Here is a 20146-nt window from a genome sequence, read left to right as displayed (position 1 = left end):
CCATGTTCACGGCCATGCGTACGCAACGCGGAGTAACGGTGGTGGTGTGCCTGGTCATGATGTTGCTGGTCATGCTGCTTGGCGCGTCGGCTGCGCGCCTGGGGTTGCAGGGGGAGCAGGCCGCGCGTGGCGAGCGCGACCGCGAAATTGCCTTCCAGGCGGCGGAGGATGCCCTGGCGGACGCGGAACGCGCTATTCGGAACGGCAGTGCCGTGGTGGCTGATGACGCATGCGCCGCCGATCCCGCCTGGCAGCGCGCCGACCTCGGCGGCGACGAGAGCGGCGCCTGCACCGTCGAATACGGTGAGGGAACCGGCGCGACGATGAAGACCGGCATAGGCTTTCTACCGTTCAAAAAGCCGCGCTACTTGATCGAAAGCCTGGAATGCCACGAACCCGGCACCGACGCAACCGATCCGCAGACTTGCTACCGCGTGACGGCGATCGGCTTCGGCCCGAAGCCGGGCGTGGAAGTGGTGTTGCAGAGTGTGTACATACCTGAGTGAGGGAAAAAATGAGTACGCAGATGGTTGGGTTGACGATGACGCCGGGGCGGTGGCCAAGATTCATCGAGTACTCCATTTGCCTCCGATGGCTAAGGTACATCGGGCGCGCCATTTGCCCGATGTGCCTGACGTACGCCGAGGGTCTTGCGTGCGTTGAGTGCGGCAGGTGCATCAGCCGCATGAGAGGCCTCGCTCGCCACGGGCGCCAGACCGACCTCAAGTGTTGCAAGCGGCTGATTTACTGCCTGATTGCGTGTGTAAACTGGGGCGTGAGCAACGTTGCCCTGTCGGCGCCGCCGGTTCTGGCGATCGCCAGCGAGCCGCTGGCTTCGTCATGCCGCCAAGACAGTGCGGGACAACTTGAGGGCCCCGCGCTGGTGCGCGTTCCGACCAGGCCTGACCAGGCCGGCACCTTGTACCAGTCAGCGATGCAGACGGCCGACTGGTCCGGCAGCTTCATCCGCTATGCGATGGCGCCCGGTACCGGCGGCTTGTCGCAAGCGAAGCAGGCCGTATGGGATGCTGGCGCACTGCTCACCGGCAGCGCCATCCGCGCCGCATCGCCGCCGCCGGAGCGGCGAAATCTTCACACTGCCATCGTCCAGGCCGATGGCACGCTGGTCATGGTGCCGTTCGCGTGGGAAGCCCTGTCGCCCGAGCAGCGCGCCCAGCTCGACCCCGCCAGCGACGGCAGCGGCCCGCAGCGCCTGGCCTGGCTGCGCGGTGAGCGCAGCCGGGAGGGCGCGCTGTTCCGCACGCGTAATAGCATTCTGGGCAACTCGGTCCACAGCACGCCGGTGTACGTGGGCCAGCCGTCACAGGCGCTGGCGCCGGCGCGACCGGACATGCTTTATCTTGGCGCCAACGATGGCATGCTGCACGCCTTCAATGCTGCCGATGGCACCGAGCTGTTTGCCTATGTGCCTGCTGCGCTGTTCGGCGCGTTGCACCGACTGGCCGATAAGGATTATGTACACCGCGCTTACGTCGATGGTCCGGCCCAGGCTGCGGATGTGATGATCGCAGGGAGCACGCACACGGTACTGGTGTCCGGTATGGGCGGCGGCGCGCAAGGCGTGTTCGCGCTCGATATCACCGATCCCGCCCGGTTTGCAGAACAGGGCGGCGTGCTGTGGGAATTCACCGATCGCCACGATGCCAACATCGGCAACGTCACCAGCGCACCGCAACTGGCCAAGCTGCGCGTGGGCACCCACGGCGGCGCACCGGTCTATCGCTATTTTGCAGTCGTCGCCAGCGGCTTGAACAACTACGCTGCAGACGGCAACGCCAGCCCTTCCGGCGACGGCGCCTTGTTCCTGCTGGCGCTGGACAAGCCGCGCAATGCGCCCTGGCGGCTCAACGACAATTACTACCGCTTGCGCACCCCGATCGCGGACGCCACCTTGCCAAATGCCTTGCATGCGCCGGCGCTGGTGAACGACCGCCAGGGCGCCGCCCGCTACGCGTACGCCGGCGACCTGCAAGGCAATCTGTGGCGCTTCGACTTGACGGCCGGTCCATTGTTGAGCCTCGCGGGGCAGGCCGGTCAGGCTGCTCGGACGGGGCAAACGGGGCAGGCGGCTCAGACGGTTCTGACGGGGCATACGGGGCAGGTGGCTCAGACGGTTTGGATGAGGCAGACGGGGCAGGTGGCTCAAACAGTTCGGACGGGGCAGATGGGGCAGGTGATTCAGACGGTGCGGACGGGGCAGATGGGGCAGATGGGGCAGATGGCGCAGATCGTTCAGACGGTTCAGACAGTACAGGCGCAACCGCTAGCGGACAACGCGTCGCTATCACCGCTGTTTGTTGCGCGCGATGCCAGCGGCCGGCGCCAGCCCATCGCGCAGCAGCCGCAAGTGGCCTACGCCAACGATGGCGGTTACTTCTTACTTTTCGGCACCGGCAAGCTGATCGAACAGGCCGACCGCGATCCAGCCCGCTTCGCGCCGCAAACCTATTACGCCATCCGCGACAGCCTGCGCACGCCGCCCGAACTTGTCACCGGCCGGCGCCAGCTTACGCGGCGCGAGCTCAAAGGTGACCCGGCGAGCGAACGCCTGGCCATCGAAGGCGAAGCGATGGCCCCAGACAGCATGGGCTGGTATATGGACTTGCTGGCATCGTCCACCACCGGCGAACGGAACCTCGACAGTGGCGTACTGGTGAACGGTGCGCTGGCATTTAATACCGTGCTTCCCACTAACGAGGGAGGGCAGCCCGGCCAGCCCGGGCAATCGGGCCAGCCGGGCACACCTGCCACCCCTGCCACCCCGGGGACGCCGACCACGCCAGCCACGCCGACCACACCGGGCAATCCCGGCGCATCGTGCTCGCCCGCGCACAGCCGAACTTACGTGCTCAACGTGCTGACCGGCCTGGCGCTCGGCCAAAGCGTTACCGCCAGATTGCCGCCCACACCGGAAGCGCCGCCGCCTGTCGTGGCCGAACGCACCACACGATACGTGCCCCGGCCGCTGTTGCTGCCCGTTCCGCCCATCAAGCCCATCGCGCCGCGTGAACCCACGGGCCGGGTGAACCTAACGCAGGATTTCGCCATCGGCGCACCTGCCCCACACGGCGAGCAGGTGGTGGGCACGGTCAACACCCGCAAACGCGCCGGCCGCCTTAGCTGGCGCGAGGTAGCAAACTGGCGCCAGTTGCACCAGGCATACCAGGAGCCTCAAGCGAACCAGGCGAACCCGGCGAACCAGGCGAACCCGGCGAACCCGGCGAACCAGGCGAACCAGGCGCCCCAAGCGAACCAACCGAACCAACCGAACCAGGCGAACCAGGCGAACCAGGCGAACCAGGCGAACCAACCGAACCAAGCGAACCAACCGAACCAAGCGAACCAGGCGAAACAGGCGAAACAGGCGAAACAGGCGAAACAGACGGATTACGCGAAGCAGGCGCACCAAGTGTACCGAGTGAATCAGGCCCACCAAGCGGACCGGGCGGTGCCATGAACACACCGCGCGGATTTTCCATGATCGAACTGCTGGTCGTATGCGTCATCGCCATGTTGCTGGCGGCAGTTGCCGCGCCGGTGTGGAACGATCACCTGGTGCGCACCCGCCGCCACGAGGCGCAAGCCACCATGCAGCGCTTGATGTTGCAGCAGGAACGCTACTTCACCCAGCACGGCAGCTATCTCGCCTTTGGCGCCGCAGTTCAGGGCGATGACCCCGAACAGCGCCAGTTCCAGTGGTGGAGCGGCGCCACCGCACCGGCCAGCGGCTACGAAATCGAAGGGAAAGCCTGCGATGGTCATACGCTGGACGCGTGCGTGCAACTGGTCGCCACACCGGGCACGCAGCGTGTGGATGCCCGCTTTCGCGACGCCGACTGTGGCCAACTGCTCCTGACCAGCAGCGGCCTGCGTCAGGCAGACGGCCCACAGGCCAGTTGCTGGCGTTGATGAACGGTGCACCCCATGCGACCTTCGACCCCCTATGGCGTAACCCTGGTGGAGTTATTGCTGGTACTGGCCCTGGCCGGCATCCTGCTCGCCGTCGCTGCGCCCGCTTATCAGCAGACGATGCAGCGCCAGCAGTTGCGCGCTGCCGTCACCGACCTGGTGGCTGCGATCGATCTCACCCGTTCGCAGGCGATCGCGCGCGGGAGCATGGTCATGCTGGCGCCGCTCGATCCCGGCGGCATCGACTGGCGCGGTGGCTGGATCGTTTTTGTCGATGCCAACGACAACCGCCGGCCCGATGCCGGCGAGACCGAGATTTTCCAGCGCGGCCCGCTACCTGCTGGCCTGCGGGTGGGCATTTCGTTCTCTTCCAAAGCGCCGCCAGCCTACGTTGCTTATAATGGCGCAGGACGCAGCTGCAGCGCGAGTAACAGCCTGGCCGCCCGCTGGGGCACGCTGTCGCTGGCGCTGGGCGACAATGCCCGCAACATCAAGATCAATATGCTGGGCCGGCTGCGCGTGTGCGATCCGGCCGTGGAGGCTGCCTGCACGGGCGCATTAGATTAAGGACATAGTGAGAATCCACAACGATACCGAGGGCATGACCCTGGCCCTGGCCTGGGCCGAGCGCGGCCTGTACACCACGTCGCCCAATCCGCACATTGGTTGCGTGATCGTGCGCGACGGCGCAGTGATCGGCGCCGGCGTTACCCAGCAGGTAGGCGGCGATCACGCGGAAATCCAGGCATTGAAAGACGCCCAGGCCCGTGGCCATGACGTGCGCGGCGCCACGGCGTACGTTACGCTCGAGCCGTGCAGCCACCACGGCCGCACGCCGCCGTGCGCCGACGCGCTGGTGCGCGCCGGCCTGGCCCGCGTGGTGGCGGCCATGGAAGACCCCAATCCGCTGGTGGCAGGACAGGGCATGGCCAAGCTGGCCGCAGCCGGTATTGCGGTGAGCAGCGGTTTGCTGGCCGAGCAGGCCTATGAATTGAATATCGGCTTTTTCTCGCGCATGACGCGTGGCCTGCCGTGGGTGCGCATGAAAACCGCTGCCAGCCTCGATGGCATGACCGCGCTGCACAATGGCGCCAGCCAGTGGATCACCGGCGAGCGTGCCCGCGCCGACGGCCACGCCTGGCGTGCGCGTGCCTGCGCCATCCTGACCGGCATCGGTACTGTCAAGGCCGACGATCCGCAGTTGAACGTGCGCGGCATCGACACGCCGCGCCAGCCGATTCGCATCGTCATCGACAGCCGCCTTGAAATCGACCCGGCCGCCAAGATATTGCAAGGAGGCGGCACCTGGATCGTGGCCGCCGTGCGCGACCCGGAAAAGGGCGCGGCCTTGCGCGCGCTGGGCAACGAAGTGATCCTGCTGCCCAATGCGTCCGGCAAAGTCGATCTGCCCGAGCTGATGCGCGAGCTGGGCCGGCGCCAGATCAATGAATTGCATGTCGAAGCAGGCAGCAAGCTCAATGGCTCCCTGATCCGCGAAGGCTGTGTCGACGAGTTGCTGGTGTACCTGGCGCCGATGTTGCTGGGCGATGCGCAAGGCATGTTCGCGCTGCCGGCGCTCACGCATTTGTCGCAAAAACAGTCGTTGAAATTCCACGAAGTAAAGCAGATCGGCGCCGATGTGCGGCTGCTGGCCCGTTTTAATCGTTCCTCCACCCCTACTTGAGAACTCTTATGTTTACTGGAATCGTTGCCGCAGTCGGTAAAATCGCCTCGGTCACCCCGCTCGAAGGCGGCTCGTTCGCAGGCGTGCGCCTGGACATTCATGCCGGCGGCCTGCCGCTGGCCGACGTTGCGCTCGGCGACTCGATCGCCATCAACGGCGCCTGCATGACGGTGGTGGAAAAGGATGAATCGAGCTTCCGCGTCGATGTCTCGCGCGAAAGCCTCAACTGCACCGTCGGCCTCGACACGCTCACCGAAGTCAACCTGGAAAAGGCGCTGACTCTGAACGAGCGCCTGGGCGGCCACCTGGTGTCCGGCCACGTCGATGGCCTGGGCGTGGTGCGCAAGTTCGAGCCGGTGGGCGAATCGTGGGAACTGGTGGTCGAAGCCGAGCACGAGCTGGCCAAGTTCCTGGCCTTCAAAGGCTCGATCGTGGTCAACGGCGTGTCGCTGACCGTCAACCGCGTGACCGACATCGGCACCGGCGCCGACCTGGTGTGCCAGTTCTCGATCAACCTGATCCCGCACACGATCGCCATGACCACCTTGAAGCACCTGGTGGTGGGCGTGCAGGTCAACCTCGAGATCGACCTGATCGCGCGTTACGTGGAACGCATGGTATCGGTGGGTGCTGCCACCCGCTAACTACGGGTTGTTCCGATAAGCCCATTTCATCACCAGTACCGAGCACGCCAGCAGCAGCGTGATGCCGTTGTTGATGGCGATGGGCCATGCCTCGATGGTTACGCCGTAGATCAACCACAGCAGCACGCCGAAGCAGAACACGCAGTACATGCCGGTGGAAACGCCGGCAGCGGATTTGCGGCGCCAGATCAAGAGTACTTGCGGGATGAAGGCGACGGTCGTGCAAAAAGCGGCAATCAGGCCCAGCAGGGTAGAGTCAAAATGCATGGTTTTTCCTTTTGGATTAATAAGTCAACTTGATTTATTAATTAAAGGAAAACTATACTACAAAATCTCCGGCAACCTGTTCCGCTATCCCCATGTTATCGAACCTGCGTGCGCTTGGCCCCAACGAACGGCTCATGCTGCATCATCTGCGGCGTCTTGGCAGCCTGGCCAAGGCCGACCTGGCGCGCGCGACTGAACTCAGCAGCCAGAGCGCCTCGGTCATCATCAACCGGCTGCTCGACGAAAAACTGGTGCGCAAGCTCGAGGCGGTGCGCGGCAGGGTGGGGCAGCCGTCGCAGCCGATCGCGCTCAACCCCGACGGCGCCTACGCGATCGGCATCCATATCGGCCGGCGCAGCTTGGAAGTGATGCTGCTTGACCTGACTGGCCAAGCGCGCTTTCGCGCCGAGGTGGTCTATCCGCACCCCGAAGTAGATGCAGTGTTTGCTGCCATCGCCAGTCAAATCGATGTCATTGTTGCCCAACTTGGCGCGAGCGGGGCGGCGCGGTTGTGCGGCATTGGAGTCGCTGCGCCGCTGGCGCTGGGCACCTGGCACCAGTTGCTGGGGCAGATGCCAGAACAGGCCAGGCAGTGGGCCAATGTTGATATCCGCGCCCGTTTGCAGGCGATGACGACGCTGCCGGTAGTTTTCGCCAAAGATACCGCCGCTGCCTGTGTGGCCGAACTGCTGGCCGGGCGCGGTCGCGATTTGCCTGATTATCTGTATGTGTATCTCGACGCCCTGGCTGGCGGAAGCCTGGTGTTGGGCGGTCGGCCCCACGGCGGTGCGCATGGCAACGCCGGTGCCCTCGGCTCCATGCCGCTGCGGTCAGCCGCCGGTGAACGAGGTGTATCAAGCGGATCAAGCGGATCTAGCGGAACAAGCGGAATTAGCGGAATTAGCGGAACTAGCGGAACTAGCGGAACTAGCGGAACAAGTGGGCTTGACCGGCCAAGCGGATCAAGCGGATCAAACGGGGCGGGCATACAGAGGGGGGCGGAAGAACGAGGCGGGTTGCCAGCGCAGTTGCTCAGCGTAGCGTCGCTGGCGATGCTCGAACAGCGCTATACAGAGGCTGGCCTCGAAGTGGACGCCGCGCGCGACGAGCGCGCCCTCGCAGCGCCTTGGTCCGACTTCACGCATGCTTGGGCGAACGAAGCAGCTGACGCGCTGGCTTACGCCGTCTGCAACGCCGCCTGTGTGGTCGATCTGGACGCGGTGATTGTTGATGGCAAGCTCTGGCGCGGTTTGCTGGCGCTGCTGCTTGCGCGGGTGGAAACGGCGCTGGCGCGCTACGACTGGTCGGGCGTCGACCGGCCGCCGGTGTTGGCAGGCGAGGTTGGCGTGGACGCCAATGTCATTGGCGCAGCTTACCTGGCGCTGCACGCGGCGTTTGCTCCGGTCCCGTGAAAATGAAAAACTTTTTGCGCGACCAGCGACCAGCGACCAGCGACCAGCGACCAGCGACCAGCGACCAGCGACCAGCGACCAGCGACCAGCGACCAGCGACCAGCCCCGCGACGTGACCGCGCCCTGCATCTCACCTGCAACCGGGATCGAGCACTAAGGTTTGCCAACACCCTGGCCAGACAAGCTTTTCAAATAAGCAATCAACGCCGCCCGCTCGGCCGCATTGTTCACCTTGAAATCCATGTTCTGGCCCGGAATAAACTGCTCTGGATCGGTCAGCCACCGGTCGAGCGACCGGGCGTCCCATGTCACCTGCGAACGCTTGAGCGCGCGCGAGTAATCGTAGCCTTTGATGCTGCCGGCGCGGCGGCCGAATACGCCGCGATGGCGCGGGCCGGTCTCGTCGGTGTCGAGTGCGTGACAGTCGGTGCAGCGCTGCTGCCACAGCCGCTGGCCCTGCTTTATCGTTGCCGCGCCCTGGGCGTGCGCCTGCGCCGCCGAAAAAATCAGGCACAGGACAAAACAGGTGGGCAGGCGAAAAGGCATCGAAGTCTCCAGGTGTTCGGGTCAATCTTACGCGCACAACTGCTGCCGTAGGGCAATATTGCCTCGCGTGCGCGATAAACTGCCTCGCGATGTCACAGAATGTTTTCAAAAAGAAAAGCATCGAACTGGCAGCCCGAGGATAAAAGCGGGCTTTTGCGGTGGGAGTGGGATAAATCCATTAAAATAGCGGGTTATTCTCGCATTAGCTCCCAAGGATTAAAAATGTCAATTTCCAGCACCGAAGAAATCGTCGCCGAATTGCGCGCTGGCCGCATGGTGATCCTGGTCGATGAAGAAGACCGGGAAAACGAAGGTGACCTGGTGCTCGCGGCGGACTTCGTCACGCCGGAAGCCATCAATTTCATGGTCAAGCACGCGCGCGGCCTGGTTTGCCTCACCCTCACCGAAGAACGTTGCGACCTGCTCGAACTGTCGATGATGTCGTCGCGTAACGGCACTGCCTTTGGCACCAACTTCACGGTGTCGATCGAAGCGGCTGAAGGCGTGACCACCGGCATCTCGGCCGCCGACCGCGCCAAGACCATTGCCGTGGCCGTGGCCAAGGATGCCAAGGCTATCGATATCGTGCAGCCGGGCCATATCTTCCCGCTCAAGGCGCAAAAGGGCGGCGTGCTGATGCGTGCTGGTCACACCGAAGCCGGTTGCGACCTGACCGCCATGGCCGGCCTCACGCCTGCCTCGGTGATCTGCGAGATCATGAAGGACGACGGCACCATGGCGCGTCTGCCGGACCTGCTGGAATTTGCCAAGGAACACAACCTGAAGATCGGCACCATCGCCGACCTGATCCAGTACCGCAGCCGCAACGAGTCGCTGGTGGAAAAAGTGGGCGAGCGCCAGTTGAACACGGCGCAAGGCCAGTTCCGCATGATTGCATACCGCGACAAGCCGAGCGGTTCGGCCCACCTGGCGCTGGTGCACGGCGAGATCGAAAAAGACAAGGACACGCTGGTGCGCGTGCACCAGCCGGTCTCCATCCTCGACGTGCTGGAATCGGAAGCGACCACCCACTCGTGGAACCTGTCGTCGTCGCTGGCAGCGGTCAAGGCTGCCGATAGTGGCGTGATCGTGCTGCTGAACTGCGAAGAAACTGCCGAGCAGTTCTTCTCGCAATTTGCCGCCCTCGACAAACCGGAAACCAAGCCGAAAGGCCGCGCGGCCAGCATGGACCTGCGCAGCTACGGTATTGGCGCGCAAATCCTGCGCGAAGTCGGCGTGTGCAAAATGCAACTGCTGGCCAGCCCGCGCAAGATGCCGTCGATGACGGGCTTCGACCTGGAAGTGACCGGCTACCTGGCCAAACCCAACTAACCTGATTAAAGAGGCTCATCATGACCGTAGGAAGCTACGATACCAACCTGAACGGCGACGGCCTGCGTGTCGGCATCGTTCAAGCCCGTTTTAACGAAGACATCGGCCACGGCCTGCTGTCGTCCTGCCTGGCAGAACTGAAACGCCTGGGCGTGGAAGACGAAGACGTCTTGCACGTGACCGTGCCGGGCGCGCTGGAAGTGCCGCTGGTACTGCAAAAAATGGCCGAGTCGCAGCAGTTCGACGCGCTGATCGCCCTGGGCGCCGTGATCCGTGGCGAGACTTACCACTTCGAGCTGGTCTCGAACGAGTCGGGCGCCGGCATCACCCGCATCGGCCTCGACTATGGCATCCCGATCGCCAACGCCATTCTCACCACCGAAACCGATGAGCAGGCGGAAGTACGCATGGTCGAAAAAGGCACCGACGCCGCCCGCGTGGCAGTGGAAATGGCCAATCTGACCATCGCCCTCGAAGAACTCAATCAGGACCAGGGCGACGACGAATAAGTCGCTCTTCATTAACAGGTAACCCCATGACAGATAAAAGCCTACACGCCAACCCCAGCAAGAACCGCACCCCGCGCCACCGCGCGCGCGAGTTCGCGCTGCAGGGCCTGTACCAGTGGCTGCTGAACAACGAACCGGCTACGACGGTCGTCAACAACATCCGCGCCGCCCACGGTTTCGACAAGGCCGATGCCGAGCATTTCACCAAGCTGCTGTACGGTGCGATCCAGGACTCCGTGGCACTGCGCGAAACGTTTGCGCCGCTGGTCGATCGCGGCATCAACGAGCTGTCGCCAATCGAGCACGCTGTGCTGCTGATCGGTGCATACGAGCTGAAAAACAACCTTGAAATCCCTTACCGCGTGGTGATCAACGAAGCCGTTGAACTGACCAAGTCGTTCGGCGGTATCGACGGTCACAAGTACGTCAACGGCGTGCTCGACAAATTGGCGCCGAAGCTGCGCGCCGATGAAGTGGCAGGCGACAAGAAGCGCTGATCGCATTCCGGTGCGCAAGCGTTGGAGAAGGCCGGGTCTGTCACCAGACCCGGCCTTTTTTTCGTCCGACGCTGACTAATGTTAGCTGGCAGACACTGCTATCAAATCTCCGCTTGGAATGCAAACGATTCTCATTTAATATTCGATGAATGAGAATTGTTCTCATCGGAATCAAGGGGTGAGGTATGGCAAGCATGGAAATCGTCTCGATGCTCAATTGCGCGCTGGCGTCTGCTTTCACGGCGGCACTGGCAGCGCTGTGCCTGTACCTGGCCGCGCCGCGCCAACGCCTGTGGCCGGCTGCGCTGGGCCGGGCCAAGTTCCTGCGCTGGTTGTCGGTACCGCTGGCCACCGGCGCGCTGGCCGCTGCCAACGAAGACTACGGCTTCGGACCGGGCCTGTGCATCGTGCTGGGTAGCATGGCGGTGGTGTGGCTGGCTTTGCCGCATGTCGATCTCTGGCTGCAACGCGGCAAGCCGCAAAAGGCTTGAATTGTTTCCCCCCGTTGCTCATCGTTAAAGTTGCCGAATCGCATGTCGGGTGGTGCCAAGCTGCGGGTATAATCCGCTCACTCTGGAACCCACACGAACGGACCCGCGAGACATGAACCAGCCCAACCAGTTTTCCCTGCTGAAGCAACGTCGCTTCGCTCCCTTCTTCTGGACCCAATTCCTCGGCGCTTTCAACGATAACCTGTTCAAGACCGCGCTGATCGTTGTCATCACTTTCGATGCTCTCAGCTGGACCACGCTGGCGCCGTCGCTGGTGACCAACCTGATCCCCGGCCTGTTCATCCTTCCCTATGTACTGTTTTCCGCCACCGCCGGCCAACTGGCCGACAAGTTCGACAAGGCGGGCCTGACCCGCTGCGTAAAATGGCTGGAAGTGGCCATCATGCTGGTCGCCGGCATCGGCTGGATGACCCATCACCTGTGGTTGCTGGTCGCTGCAGTGGTGGGCATGGGCATCCATTCCACGCTGTTCGGCCCCGTCAAATACGCTTACCTGCCGCAGCACCTGAAAAAGGAAGAACTGATCGGCGGTAACGGCGTGACCGAAATGGGCACGTTTGTCGGCATCCTGGCCGGCGAAATTCTCGGTGCGGTGCTGGTGGTGATGCAGCCGCACGGCCTGTACTTCGAGGCCGGCGCCACCATCTTCGTGGCAGTCGTCGGTTTGCTGGCCAGCTACCGGATTCCAGCCTCGCCGGCGCCGGCGCCCGAACTGAAGGTGAGCTGGAATTTCATCGGCGAATCGGTGCGCAACTTGCGGTTCTCGAGCAAGAACCGGGTGGTGTTCCAGTCGATGCTGGGCAACTCGTGGTTCTGGTTTTATGGCGCCGTGCTGCTGGCGCAACTACCCGTGTATTCGAAAGATTACCTGCACGGCGACCACGGCGCGTTCGTGATGCTGCTGACCGTGTTCTCTCTGGGCGTGGGATCGGGCTCGCTGCTGTGCGAGCGACTGTCGGGCGCCAAGGTGGAGATAGGCCTGGTGCCGTTTGGCTCGATCGGTCTGACCATTTTCGGCGCCGACCTGTACTTTGCCAGCAATGCGTTTGCCATTAGTGGTGCCGCGCTGGCCGGCACGTCGGCCGACATGATGACCTTGCTGGGGCAGCCCGGCATCTGGCGCATCCTGTTCGATTTTCTGATGATCGGCATGTTCGGCGGCTTCTTCATCGTGCCGCTGTTCGCGCTGATCCAGTTGCGGGCCGACCCGGCCCACATCTCGCGCACCATCGCCGGCATGAACATCCTCAACGCCTTGTTCATGGTGGCGGCGGCCGGCATGGCGATCGTGCTGCTGGGCCAGGGCTTGACGATACCGCAGCTGTTCCTGGTCACGGCCCTGCTCAATGCGCTGGTGGCAATTTACATCTTCTCGCTGGTGCCGGAATTCCTGATGCGCTTCCTGGCCTGGCTCCTGATCCACACCGTGCACCGCGTGCACACGGTCGATGCCGACCGCATTCCGGCCGAAGGCGCGGCGGTGCTGGTGTGTAACCATGTCAGCTATGTCGATGCGCTGGTGATCGGCGCCATCGCGCCGCGTCCGATCCGCTTCGTGATGGACCACCGGATTTTCAAGACGCCGTTCCTGGGCTGGATCTTCCGCACCGCGCGCGCCATCCCGATCGCGCCGGCCAAGGAAGATCCGTGGCTGATGGAAAAAGCCTACATCGACATCGCCCAGGCACTGCACGAAGGCGAAATTGTCTGTATCTTCCCGGAAGGCCAGTTGACGCGCGACGGCGAGATCAACCCGTTCAAGGGCGGCATCGCCAAGATCATCGAGCGCTCGCAAGTGCCGGTGATCCCGATGGCGCTGCGCGGCCTGTGGACCCACCTGCTGAGCCGCAACAAGGAAAACATCTTCGGTCGCGCCTTCCACGCCGACCTGCGCTCGAAACTGGCACTGGCCGTCGGCCAACCGGTGGCGCCGCAGGACGTCACGCCCGATGGGTTGCGGGCGGATGTAGCGGCGCTGCGTGGGGACTGGAAGTAGGGAACTTGATGCAGGGGCCTACCGCGCCGCCTGCACCTGCTCGCGATTATGCCGCGCGCCCGCCAGGCGGATGATCTGTGCCAGTTCCACCGGCTTGACCAGGTGGTGATCGAAGCCGGCCTCGGTGGTGCGGCGGCGGGCGTCGCTCTGGCCCCAGCCGGTGAGGGCGATCAGCAGGATCTTGTCCGCGCCCGGTTGCTGGCGGATTGCCCGTGCCGCCTCGTAGCCGTCCATGCCGGGCATGCCCAGGTCCATGATGATCATGTCCGGAATGCGCTCGGCAACTGCTGATACGGCCGCCGCGCCGCCGTATTCGGCGCGCACGTCGAAGCCGTCGATTTCCAGCAGCGCGGCCAGCGAGTCGGCGGCGTCCTGGTTGTCGTCCACCACCAGCACCTGCATGCGCCTGCCGTCGAGCGCGGCGTGGGCGGGCAGCGGGGCGCTTTCCTGGTGGTGATTTTCGCTCACGTGCACGATCGGCAGGCGGATCACGAACTCGCTGCCCTGGCCGACGCCATCGCTCGACGCTTCCACCGAACCGCCGTGCATTTCGGCGAACTGGCGCGCCAGGCTCAGACCGATCCCGAGGCCGCTGGTGAACTGCCCGGCCACCGTGGTGCCCTGCTCGAACATGGTGAAGATGCGCGAGAGCGCTTCCGGCTCCAGGCCGATGCCGCTGTCGCGCAGCGACACCTCCAGCAGGTTGTCCGTCACCTGCGCGCGCACCACCACGTGGCCGCCCTGCGGCGTGAACTTGATGGCATTGGAGAGGATGTTGGCAAAAATTTGCACGATGCGCGCGTAGTCGGCATTGAGCAGGATTTCGCTGACCGGCAGCTGCCACGCCACGTGAATACGTTTGGCGGTGGCGGCCTGCGTGCACAGTTCGTTCACGTGGGTCATCACCGCCTGCAGCGCGACCAGCTGGTTTTGCAGCTTGATCTTGCCGCGCGTGATGCGGGCGACGTCGAGCAGGTCGTCCACCAGCCGCGTGAGCAGCTTGACCTGGCGCTCGACCATGTCGCGGATGCGCGCCACCGGCGCCGCGTCCGGGTACATATGCGTGAGCAGCGACACCGAGGTGCGGATCGGCGCCAGCGGGTTGCGCAGCTCGTGCCCCAAACTGGCCAGAAATTCATCCTTGCGGCGCGCGGCCTCGCGCACCTGGTACTGCTTGTGGCGTGCGCGCAGCGTTGCCTGCAGGGCCGTGATCAGGGTGAGCGTGCGCACCGGGCGTTCGAGCAGCGTCAGGTTGCCCAGGCCGGCCACCGCGCGCCGCACGGTGGCCGAATCGGCGCCGTGGTGGGTGAGCAGCAGGATCGGCAGGTCCGACCAGTCGGGCTGGCGCGCCACCACGTCGTGCAGCAGCTTGTAGCCGGCAGGCGTCAAGGCTTCTTCTACCGTGAGCACGGCGCCCACGCCCAGTTCGATCTGCTGTTCCAGCTCGGCGACGGTAGCGCACACGTGGCTGTCGAGGTTGGCCAGCGCCAGCACGCGCGCCGCCAGCGGTCCATCCTGGCCGGTGGGAGCGTAGATCAGGATGCGGGTTTCCATCGGTTTCAGATCTGGAAGTCGGCAGCGGATTGGCCGGCATTCTGGGAAATCTCGGCGCTGTCGTACGTGGGTACCCCGGTGAGGATGCCGTGGAAGCCGCGCAGCACCGGTCCGACCTTGATGCCGCCCGTGCTCACTTCAAAGCGGCGGATGGTGCGCTCGTGGGCGCTGCCGCGCTTCTTGAACACGGAGATCGCCTGCCGCACCTCGCCCTCGGCTTCAAAGTAACGCAGCATGATGATGTTATCGGCGATGTAACTGGCATCGACTGCAGAACTGGCGGTGCCGATCATGCCGCGCTGTACGCCCACGATGATGCTCACCACGCCGCGCTGACCCAGGTACGTGAGGATCTCGTGCAGGTAGGTGGCCAGGAAGCGCTCGTCGGGCATGGCGTTCAGGTAGCCATTGAGACTGTCGATGACCAGCACCTTGACGCCGCGCTCCACCGCCTGCACCACCGCGTGGGTGAGCTGGCCCGGCGCCAGTTCGGCCGGATCCACCTGCTGGATGGTAAGCAGGCCGCTGTCCTCGGCGCCGGCCAGGTCCAGGCCCAGGTTGGCGCAGCGGTTGAGCAGGTTGTTGCGCGCTTCCTCGAACAGGAACATGGCGCTTTTTTCGCCACGCTGCGCAGCCGCATGCACGAACTGCGCCGCCAACGACGACTTGCCGGTGCCGGACGGGCCGCTGATCAGGGTGCTCATGCCTTCTTCCAGGCCGCCGCCGATCAACTGGTCGAGCGCGGGCATGCCGGACGACAGCTGGCGGCGGGCGCTGCTCACGCGGGTGTCGGCGGCGACGAGGCGCGGATAGACGCGCAAGCCGCCGCGTATGATCTGGTAATCGTGGGCGCCGCCGTGGAACGCGATGCCGCGATACTTGACCACGCGGATGCGGCGCCGCTCGGCGCCATAGGCCTGGTCGGCCAGTTCCAGCGTCATGACCGCGTGCGCCACGCTACGCACCTGCAAGTCGGTACTGAGCGCGGTGCGATCATCGAGCAGCACGGTGGTGCATGAGCGGCTGGTGAGGTACTGCTTGAGCGCGAGCACCTGGCGCCGGTAGCGCAGCGGATTTTCCGCCAGCAGCTGCAACTCGGACAGCGAATCGAGCACCACGCGGCGCGGCCGCGATTTGTCGATGGCGGCGACGATGCGCTGGGTGGTGGTGCCCATCTCGATTTCGGCCGGGTGGAAAATGGTGTATTGCTGGTCGGGGTCGAGCGCGTTTTCGCCAGGGATGATTTCCTCGATCTGGATGCCGGCCATGTCCCAGCCGTGCGACTGCGCCACGCTGCGCAGCTCGACGGCGGTTTCGGCCAGCGTGATGTACAACACGTGCTCGCCCCGGCGCGCGCCCTCGATCAGGAATTGCAGCGCCAGCGTGGTCTTGCCGGTGCCCGGCTCGCCCTCCACCAGGTAAAGACGGTCGGCGGTGAGGCCGCCGCCCAGCACTTCGTCGAGGCCGGGCACGCCGCTGGAGAGAAAATCGGTGGTATCGCTGTTTTGAGGTTCCATGGGGCAGGTCCGGAGGGCAGGGAAGCTGGCGTCACAGGGCCAGCGTGAATCATTCGATCTTACCCCAATCGGCCGAAACAGGTATTCTCCCAGACGGCTCAGGACAAGGCCTGGCGCTGATCGCGCTGCTTGACCGCGTACATGGCGCGGTCGGCCCGGGCCAGCAGCGTTGCGACATCCTGCGGATCGTCCGGATGGTGGATGGCCATGCCCACGCTGGCGCTCAATGCCACCGTCACGGTCTTGAGCATGAACGGCTGGCGCAGCAAGGGCCCCAGCTTGTCGGCGGCCTCGTAGGCATCGGCGTCGCTGCCCAGCATTTCCACGATGACGATGAATTCATCGCCGGCCAGGCGGCCCACGGTGTCGGTCTTGCGGATGGCGCCGCGCACGCGGTCGGCAAACTGGCGCAGCAGCTCGTCGCCTTCCTCGTGGCCGTAGCGATCGTTGATCTGCTTGAAGCGGTCGAGGTCGAGGAAGAACACGGCGCAGCGCTTGCCCGAACGTTGCGCGCGCAGCAGCGCCGCCGGGAGTGCCTGCATCAGTGCGCGGCGGTTGGGCAGGCCGGTAAGGGTGTCGTGCAGCGCCATGTTTTCGAGCGATGCGATCATGTGCTTGCGCTCGCTGATATCGTGCAGGAAGGCGATGAACACGTGGCCGCCGCTGCGCGGCACGTACGCCACCGATGCTTCCACCGGCAGCTCCTGGCCGTCGCGGTGGTGCATGGTCAGTTCCAGCCGGCGGCTCAGCGACGCCCCGGCGCCCGGGCCGCGCTCGGCCAGCAGCTGCATGTCGCGCTCGCAGGTACGGCGCAGCAGGGGCGGCAGCACCATCGCGCCCAGCGGCTGGCCGATCATCTCGGCGCGGCGCCAGCCGATCAGCTTTTCGGCTTGGCGGTTCCAGTCCAGCACCACGCCGCGATGGTCGAGCGCGATGAAGGCGTCGTGGGTGTTGTCGAGGATGGCGCGCAGCTCGGCGGCGCGTTCCTGCAGCAGCAGCTGGGTAGTGTGTTCCTGCGCCAGTGCGCGCTCCAGTTGCAGCGCCTTGCTGGCGATTTCGCGGGTGCGCTCGGCCACCGTGGTTTCGAGCTGTTCGTTGAGCGTGCGCAGCGCGGCCAGGTGCTGCTGCTCCTTGTGCACCATGCGCGCCAGCGCGCCGGAGAGCACCTGCAATTCGTGGAAGCTGCCCACCGTGGCAATGGTGGCGATGGTGGCGCTGTCGGGCAGACCGGCGGCATCGTCGGGCGCGTCCGAATGCCGCTCGAGCTGCGCGCTCAGTTGATTGAACGGCCGCGTGTAGCGGCGCGCGATGACGGCGGCGGCAGCGGCCAGCACCACGCCGAGGACGGCGCCCAGCAGCAGGATCTGGCGTTCGAGCGCGCGGGCTTCGGCCAGCGCCACGGCCAGCGGCTGGCGCACGATCACCGACCACGGCAGGGTGGCGGCGTCGCCGGTCTGGCCGGTGAGGGAGTAGCCGCTCAGGTATTCGCGCTCGTCGCTCCAGGTCTCGCGCACGGCGCCAGATTTGCCGCTATGCGACAGCGCCAGGCTGGCCGTTTGCAGCCGCTGCTGCTCCATGCCGGCAGGGCCCAGCAAGACCTGGCCGTCGCCGCGCACGACAAAAATCTCGGCGGCGTCGGTTTGTTCTGCTGGCGCCAGCACGCCGTGCATCAGGCGCCGCGCCCAGCCCCAGCTCATGCGCACGCCCAGCACGCCGCGCACGCCGCCATCGGCGCCCGGCACCGGGCCGGCCACATCGATGAAGCGCCACGGCGCGCCGCTGGCTGGCAACTTGTCGTCGGTCTCGGCGGCGGCGGAGAGCGGCCCGGCATCGCCGGCGTACAGGCCGTCGCGGCCGGCCTGGAACCAGGCGCGGTTGCTCACGTCCACGCCTTCGAGCAGGTTCTGGGTGGCAGCGAGCACGCGGCCGTCCGGCGCCGCCAGGCCGATCCAGGCATAGTCGGGGGAGGCGCGCTGCAGGCTGTCGAGCACCGCGCGCACTTCGTCGGGCGAACGGGCAGCGCGCAGCTGCGGCAGCTCGCTCAGCAAGCGGACGTCGCCGCCAGCTTTTTGCACGCCGCGATTGAGGGCGTCGCGCATTTGCCAGGACAGTTGTTGCAGGCGCTGGCCCGCTTCGCGTTCGACATAGTTGAGGGCGAAATGATCGACCAGAATTAGCAGGGCCAGCACCGTCAGCAGCACCGTTGCGCTGACGCCCACCGTGACCAGGGTGGTCAGGCGGGGCGGGGTGGCACGAGAATTGGGCTGCGTACGCATCGGGCGAAATGGCCGCCACCGGCCGCTAGTAGGATGAAAGAGTAACCGGTAATTCTAGCATCGGCGCCCGGCATAATCTTGCCTGATTAACCAAATTGTTTCCTGGTAGCCACGGAATAATTCCTTAAATATAACTTAAATACGGTAATGAATTGCTTTGCGGAATTAAATTCCAACTTGACATAGTTAGAATGATCGTTCATTCTAGCGTCTGTATATTTATAATTCCTCTCGTAATCTCCTCAGAAAGCCTCACCACATGGAAGCTCTTTTCTGCAAACCGTCCCTGCGGACGGCCGGGGTCGCAGCCCTGATCACTGCAACCGCCTTCGTGGCTGGTTGCTCCAAATCCACGTCCGAAGCACCTCAAAAACCGCAGGTGGCGGAAGTGGGCGTCTATAAGGTGGTGCAAGAGCCACTGCAAATCACGACCGAACTGCCGGGTCGCACCAGCGCCTTCCAGGTGGCTGAAGTGCGCCCGCAGGTCAACGGTGTGATTCTTAAACGCCTGTTTGTCGAAGGTTCCGACGTCAAAGCCGGTACCGCGCTGTACCAGATCGATCCGGCGATTTATCAAGCCAATGTCAATTCGGCCAAGGCTGCGCTCACGCGCGCCAAGGCCAACCTGCTCACCAGTGGTCCCAAGGTCGCGCGTTACAAGGAACTGCTGGCGATCGAAGGCGTGAGCCGCCAGGATTACGAAGATGCGCTCGCCGCCGACGCCCAGGCCCAGGCCGATATCGAATCGGCCACCGCCGCGCTGCAGGAAGCCAATATCAACCTGCGCTATACCAATGTGTATGCACCGATCAGCGGCCGTATCAGCCGTTCGACCGTGACGCCGGGCGCACTGGTCACCGCCAACCAGACCGAAGCGCTGACCACCGTGCAGCAGCTCGATCCGATCTACGTGGACGTCACCCAGTCCAGCGAAGACCTGCTGCGCTTGAAGCGCGAGATGGCTGACGGCAGCCTGAAACAATCGGGCCAGGCCAAGGTATCGCTGGTACTCGCCGACGGCACCAAGTACGCCGAAGCGGGCAAGCTGCAGTTCTCGGACGTGTCCGTGGACCAGGGCACCGGTAACGTGACGCTGCGCGCCATCTTCCCGAACCCTAAACAGAATCTCCTGCCAGGCATGTTCGTGCGCGCCGTGATCGAATCGGGCGTCGACGAAAAAGCCATCACCGTGCCGCAGCAGGGCGTAACCCGCAACCAGAAGGGCCAGGCCACCGCGCTGGTCCTGAACAAGGAAGGCAAGGTCGAACAACGCGTGCTGACCACCGCCGGCACCTACGGCACCAAGTGGCTGGTCAAATCCGGCCTGGCCGACGGCGACCAGGTGATCGTCGAAGGCGTACAGAAGGTCAAGCCGGGCGCGCCAGCCGTTGTCGCCAAGGCTCCTGCCGCCGCGCCAGCCGCCGGTGGTGCACCGGTCGCGCCAGCCGCCAAGCAGTAATCGAGGAGATC

Annotated in this window: 18 protein-coding genes; 13 read left to right on the top strand and 5 right to left on the bottom strand. The window is 64.4% G+C overall.

Annotated features, from left to right (window positions below; genetic code table 11):
* Positions 1-2 precede the first annotated feature (2 nt).
* The 6 genes from F8197_RS16835 to F8197_RS16800 all read left to right on the top strand — a co-directional run bounded on the left by F8197_RS16835 (position 3) and on the right by F8197_RS16800 (position 6258).
* Complete coding sequence (locus F8197_RS16835; protein ID WP_193333451.1) at positions 3-506, top strand: pilus assembly protein; 504 nt, start codon at positions 3-5, stop codon at positions 504-506.
* Positions 507-685: 179 nt separating this feature from the next.
* Positions 686-3478 carry a pilus assembly protein gene (locus F8197_RS28915; RefSeq protein ID WP_227012282.1) on the top strand — a complete coding sequence of 931 codons (2793 nt, stop codon included), beginning with the start codon at positions 686-688 and terminating at the stop codon, positions 3476-3478.
* Entirely contained in the window at positions 3475-3930 is a 456-nt protein-coding gene (locus F8197_RS16815) for a type IV pilin protein (RefSeq protein ID WP_152882790.1), read from the top strand. The genes F8197_RS28915 and F8197_RS16815 overlap by 4 nt, the downstream gene beginning before the upstream one ends.
* Positions 3931-3945: 15 nt before the next feature.
* Positions 3946-4497, top strand: a complete 552-nt coding sequence (locus F8197_RS16810; RefSeq protein ID WP_193333450.1) for a GspH/FimT family protein — start codon at positions 3946-3948, stop codon at positions 4495-4497.
* 7 nt (positions 4498-4504) lie between these two features.
* The gene (ribD, locus tag F8197_RS16805) at positions 4505-5614 is read left to right on the top strand and encodes a bifunctional diaminohydroxyphosphoribosylaminopyrimidine deaminase/5-amino-6-(5-phosphoribosylamino)uracil reductase RibD (RefSeq protein WP_373996896.1); all 1110 of its coding nucleotides are present in this window, start codon (positions 4505-4507) and stop codon (positions 5612-5614) included.
* Positions 5615-5622: 8 nt separating this feature from the next.
* Positions 5623-6258, top strand: coding sequence for a riboflavin synthase (locus F8197_RS16800; protein ID WP_152882789.1), 636 nt, complete (start codon positions 5623-5625; stop codon positions 6256-6258).
* Here the strand turns inward: F8197_RS16800 and F8197_RS16795 are convergent, their stop codons facing one another.
* Entirely contained in the window at positions 6259-6525 is a 267-nt protein-coding gene (locus F8197_RS16795; protein WP_152882788.1) for a SemiSWEET transporter, read from the bottom strand.
* A gap of 92 nt (positions 6526-6617) precedes the next feature.
* Here F8197_RS16795 and F8197_RS16790 point away from each other — a divergent pair, with 92 nt between their 5' ends.
* Complete coding sequence (locus F8197_RS16790; RefSeq protein WP_152882787.1) at positions 6618-7937, top strand: ROK family transcriptional regulator; 1320 nt, start codon at positions 6618-6620, stop codon at positions 7935-7937.
* A 153-nt stretch (positions 7938-8090) separates the two neighbouring features.
* On the opposite strand, the gene F8197_RS16785 is transcribed toward F8197_RS16790, so the two are convergent.
* Positions 8091-8483: a cytochrome c family protein gene (locus F8197_RS16785; RefSeq protein WP_152882786.1), complete on the bottom strand. Its 393-nt coding sequence runs from the start codon at positions 8481-8483 to the stop codon at positions 8091-8093.
* A 222-nt stretch (positions 8484-8705) separates the two neighbouring features.
* On the opposite strand from F8197_RS16785, the gene ribBA reads away from it, so the two are divergent.
* The 5 genes from ribBA to F8197_RS16760 all read left to right on the top strand — a co-directional run bounded on the left by ribBA (position 8706) and on the right by F8197_RS16760 (position 13329).
* Positions 8706-9815 (top strand): bifunctional 3,4-dihydroxy-2-butanone-4-phosphate synthase/GTP cyclohydrolase II, encoded by a 1110-nt coding sequence (gene ribBA / locus F8197_RS16780; RefSeq protein ID WP_056139534.1) that lies wholly within the window; start codon positions 8706-8708, stop codon positions 9813-9815.
* Positions 9816-9835: 20 nt separating this feature from the next.
* A complete protein-coding gene (ribH, locus tag F8197_RS16775) occupies positions 9836-10324 on the top strand; it encodes a 6,7-dimethyl-8-ribityllumazine synthase (protein WP_019920536.1) in 489 nt (162 codons plus the stop codon).
* 26 nt (positions 10325-10350) lie between these two features.
* On the top strand, positions 10351-10821 hold the full coding sequence (gene nusB / locus F8197_RS16770) for a transcription antitermination factor NusB (RefSeq protein WP_019920535.1): 471 nt from the start codon (positions 10351-10353) through the stop codon (positions 10819-10821).
* A gap of 185 nt (positions 10822-11006) precedes the next feature.
* The gene (locus F8197_RS16765; RefSeq protein WP_227012281.1) at positions 11007-11312 is read left to right on the top strand and encodes a hypothetical protein; all 306 of its coding nucleotides are present in this window, start codon (positions 11007-11009) and stop codon (positions 11310-11312) included.
* A gap of 112 nt (positions 11313-11424) precedes the next feature.
* Complete coding sequence (locus tag F8197_RS16760) at positions 11425-13329, top strand: MFS transporter (RefSeq protein WP_152882785.1); 1905 nt, start codon at positions 11425-11427, stop codon at positions 13327-13329.
* 18 nt (positions 13330-13347) lie between these two features.
* Here the strand turns inward: F8197_RS16760 and F8197_RS16755 are convergent, their stop codons facing one another.
* The 3 genes from F8197_RS16755 to F8197_RS16745 form a co-directional block, all read right to left on the bottom strand.
* Positions 13348-14883 carry a response regulator gene (locus F8197_RS16755; protein WP_152882784.1) on the bottom strand — a complete coding sequence of 512 codons (1536 nt, stop codon included), beginning with the start codon at positions 14881-14883 and terminating at the stop codon, positions 13348-13350.
* 5 nt (positions 14884-14888) lie between these two features.
* Positions 14889-16400, bottom strand: a complete 1512-nt coding sequence (locus tag F8197_RS16750; protein ID WP_152882783.1) for an ATPase domain-containing protein — start codon at positions 16398-16400, stop codon at positions 14889-14891.
* A 98-nt stretch (positions 16401-16498) separates the two neighbouring features.
* Positions 16499-18676: a diguanylate cyclase domain-containing protein gene (locus tag F8197_RS16745; RefSeq protein WP_152882782.1), complete on the bottom strand. Its 2178-nt coding sequence runs from the start codon at positions 18674-18676 to the stop codon at positions 16499-16501.
* A gap of 259 nt (positions 18677-18935) precedes the next feature.
* Between F8197_RS16745 and F8197_RS16740 the strand changes: the two genes are divergently transcribed.
* Positions 18936-20135 (top strand): efflux RND transporter periplasmic adaptor subunit, encoded by a 1200-nt coding sequence (locus F8197_RS16740; RefSeq protein WP_152882781.1) that lies wholly within the window; start codon positions 18936-18938, stop codon positions 20133-20135.
* Positions 20136-20146 lie beyond the last annotated feature (11 nt).

This window comes from Duganella sp. FT27W, assembly GCF_009295655.1.
In the GTDB taxonomy this organism is placed as follows: Bacteria; Pseudomonadota; Gammaproteobacteria; order Burkholderiales; family Burkholderiaceae_D; genus Rugamonas; species Rugamonas zoogloeoides.
The sequence above is the reverse complement of the archived record's forward strand: the minus strand, read 5'-3'. Positions and strand labels throughout refer to the sequence as shown.

What these genes read in the sequence shown, in the direction of transcription:
- F8197_RS16750 (WP_152882783.1), bottom strand. Translation starts at nt 16,400, where the DNA reads ATGGAACCTCAAAACAGCGATACCACCGATTTTCTCTCCAGCGGCGTG.
- F8197_RS16745 (WP_152882782.1), bottom strand. Translation starts at nt 18,676, where the DNA reads ATGCGTACGCAGCCCAATTCTCGTGCCACCCCGCCCCGCCTGACCACC.
- F8197_RS16760 (WP_152882785.1), top strand. Translation starts at nt 11,425, where the DNA reads ATGAACCAGCCCAACCAGTTTTCCCTGCTGAAGCAACGTCGCTTCGCT.
- F8197_RS16740 (WP_152882781.1), top strand. Translation starts at nt 18,936, where the DNA reads ATGGAAGCTCTTTTCTGCAAACCGTCCCTGCGGACGGCCGGGGTCGCA.
- F8197_RS28915 (WP_227012282.1), top strand. Translation starts at nt 686, where the DNA reads ATGAGAGGCCTCGCTCGCCACGGGCGCCAGACCGACCTCAAGTGTTGC.
- nusB (WP_019920535.1), top strand. Translation starts at nt 10,351, where the DNA reads ATGACAGATAAAAGCCTACACGCCAACCCCAGCAAGAACCGCACCCCG.
- ribH (WP_019920536.1), top strand. Translation starts at nt 9,836, where the DNA reads ATGACCGTAGGAAGCTACGATACCAACCTGAACGGCGACGGCCTGCGT.
- F8197_RS16815 (WP_152882790.1), top strand. Translation starts at nt 3,475, where the DNA reads ATGAACACACCGCGCGGATTTTCCATGATCGAACTGCTGGTCGTATGC.
- F8197_RS16765 (WP_227012281.1), top strand. Translation starts at nt 11,007, where the DNA reads ATGGCAAGCATGGAAATCGTCTCGATGCTCAATTGCGCGCTGGCGTCT.
- F8197_RS16790 (WP_152882787.1), top strand. Translation starts at nt 6,618, where the DNA reads ATGTTATCGAACCTGCGTGCGCTTGGCCCCAACGAACGGCTCATGCTG.
- F8197_RS16835 (WP_193333451.1), top strand. Translation starts at nt 3, where the DNA reads ATGTTCACGGCCATGCGTACGCAACGCGGAGTAACGGTGGTGGTGTGC.
- ribBA (WP_056139534.1), top strand. Translation starts at nt 8,706, where the DNA reads ATGTCAATTTCCAGCACCGAAGAAATCGTCGCCGAATTGCGCGCTGGC.
- F8197_RS16810 (WP_193333450.1), top strand. Translation starts at nt 3,946, where the DNA reads ATGCGACCTTCGACCCCCTATGGCGTAACCCTGGTGGAGTTATTGCTG.
- F8197_RS16795 (WP_152882788.1), bottom strand. Translation starts at nt 6,525, where the DNA reads ATGCATTTTGACTCTACCCTGCTGGGCCTGATTGCCGCTTTTTGCACG.
- F8197_RS16800 (WP_152882789.1), top strand. Translation starts at nt 5,623, where the DNA reads ATGTTTACTGGAATCGTTGCCGCAGTCGGTAAAATCGCCTCGGTCACC.
- F8197_RS16755 (WP_152882784.1), bottom strand. Translation starts at nt 14,883, where the DNA reads ATGGAAACCCGCATCCTGATCTACGCTCCCACCGGCCAGGATGGACCG.
- F8197_RS16785 (WP_152882786.1), bottom strand. Translation starts at nt 8,483, where the DNA reads ATGCCTTTTCGCCTGCCCACCTGTTTTGTCCTGTGCCTGATTTTTTCG.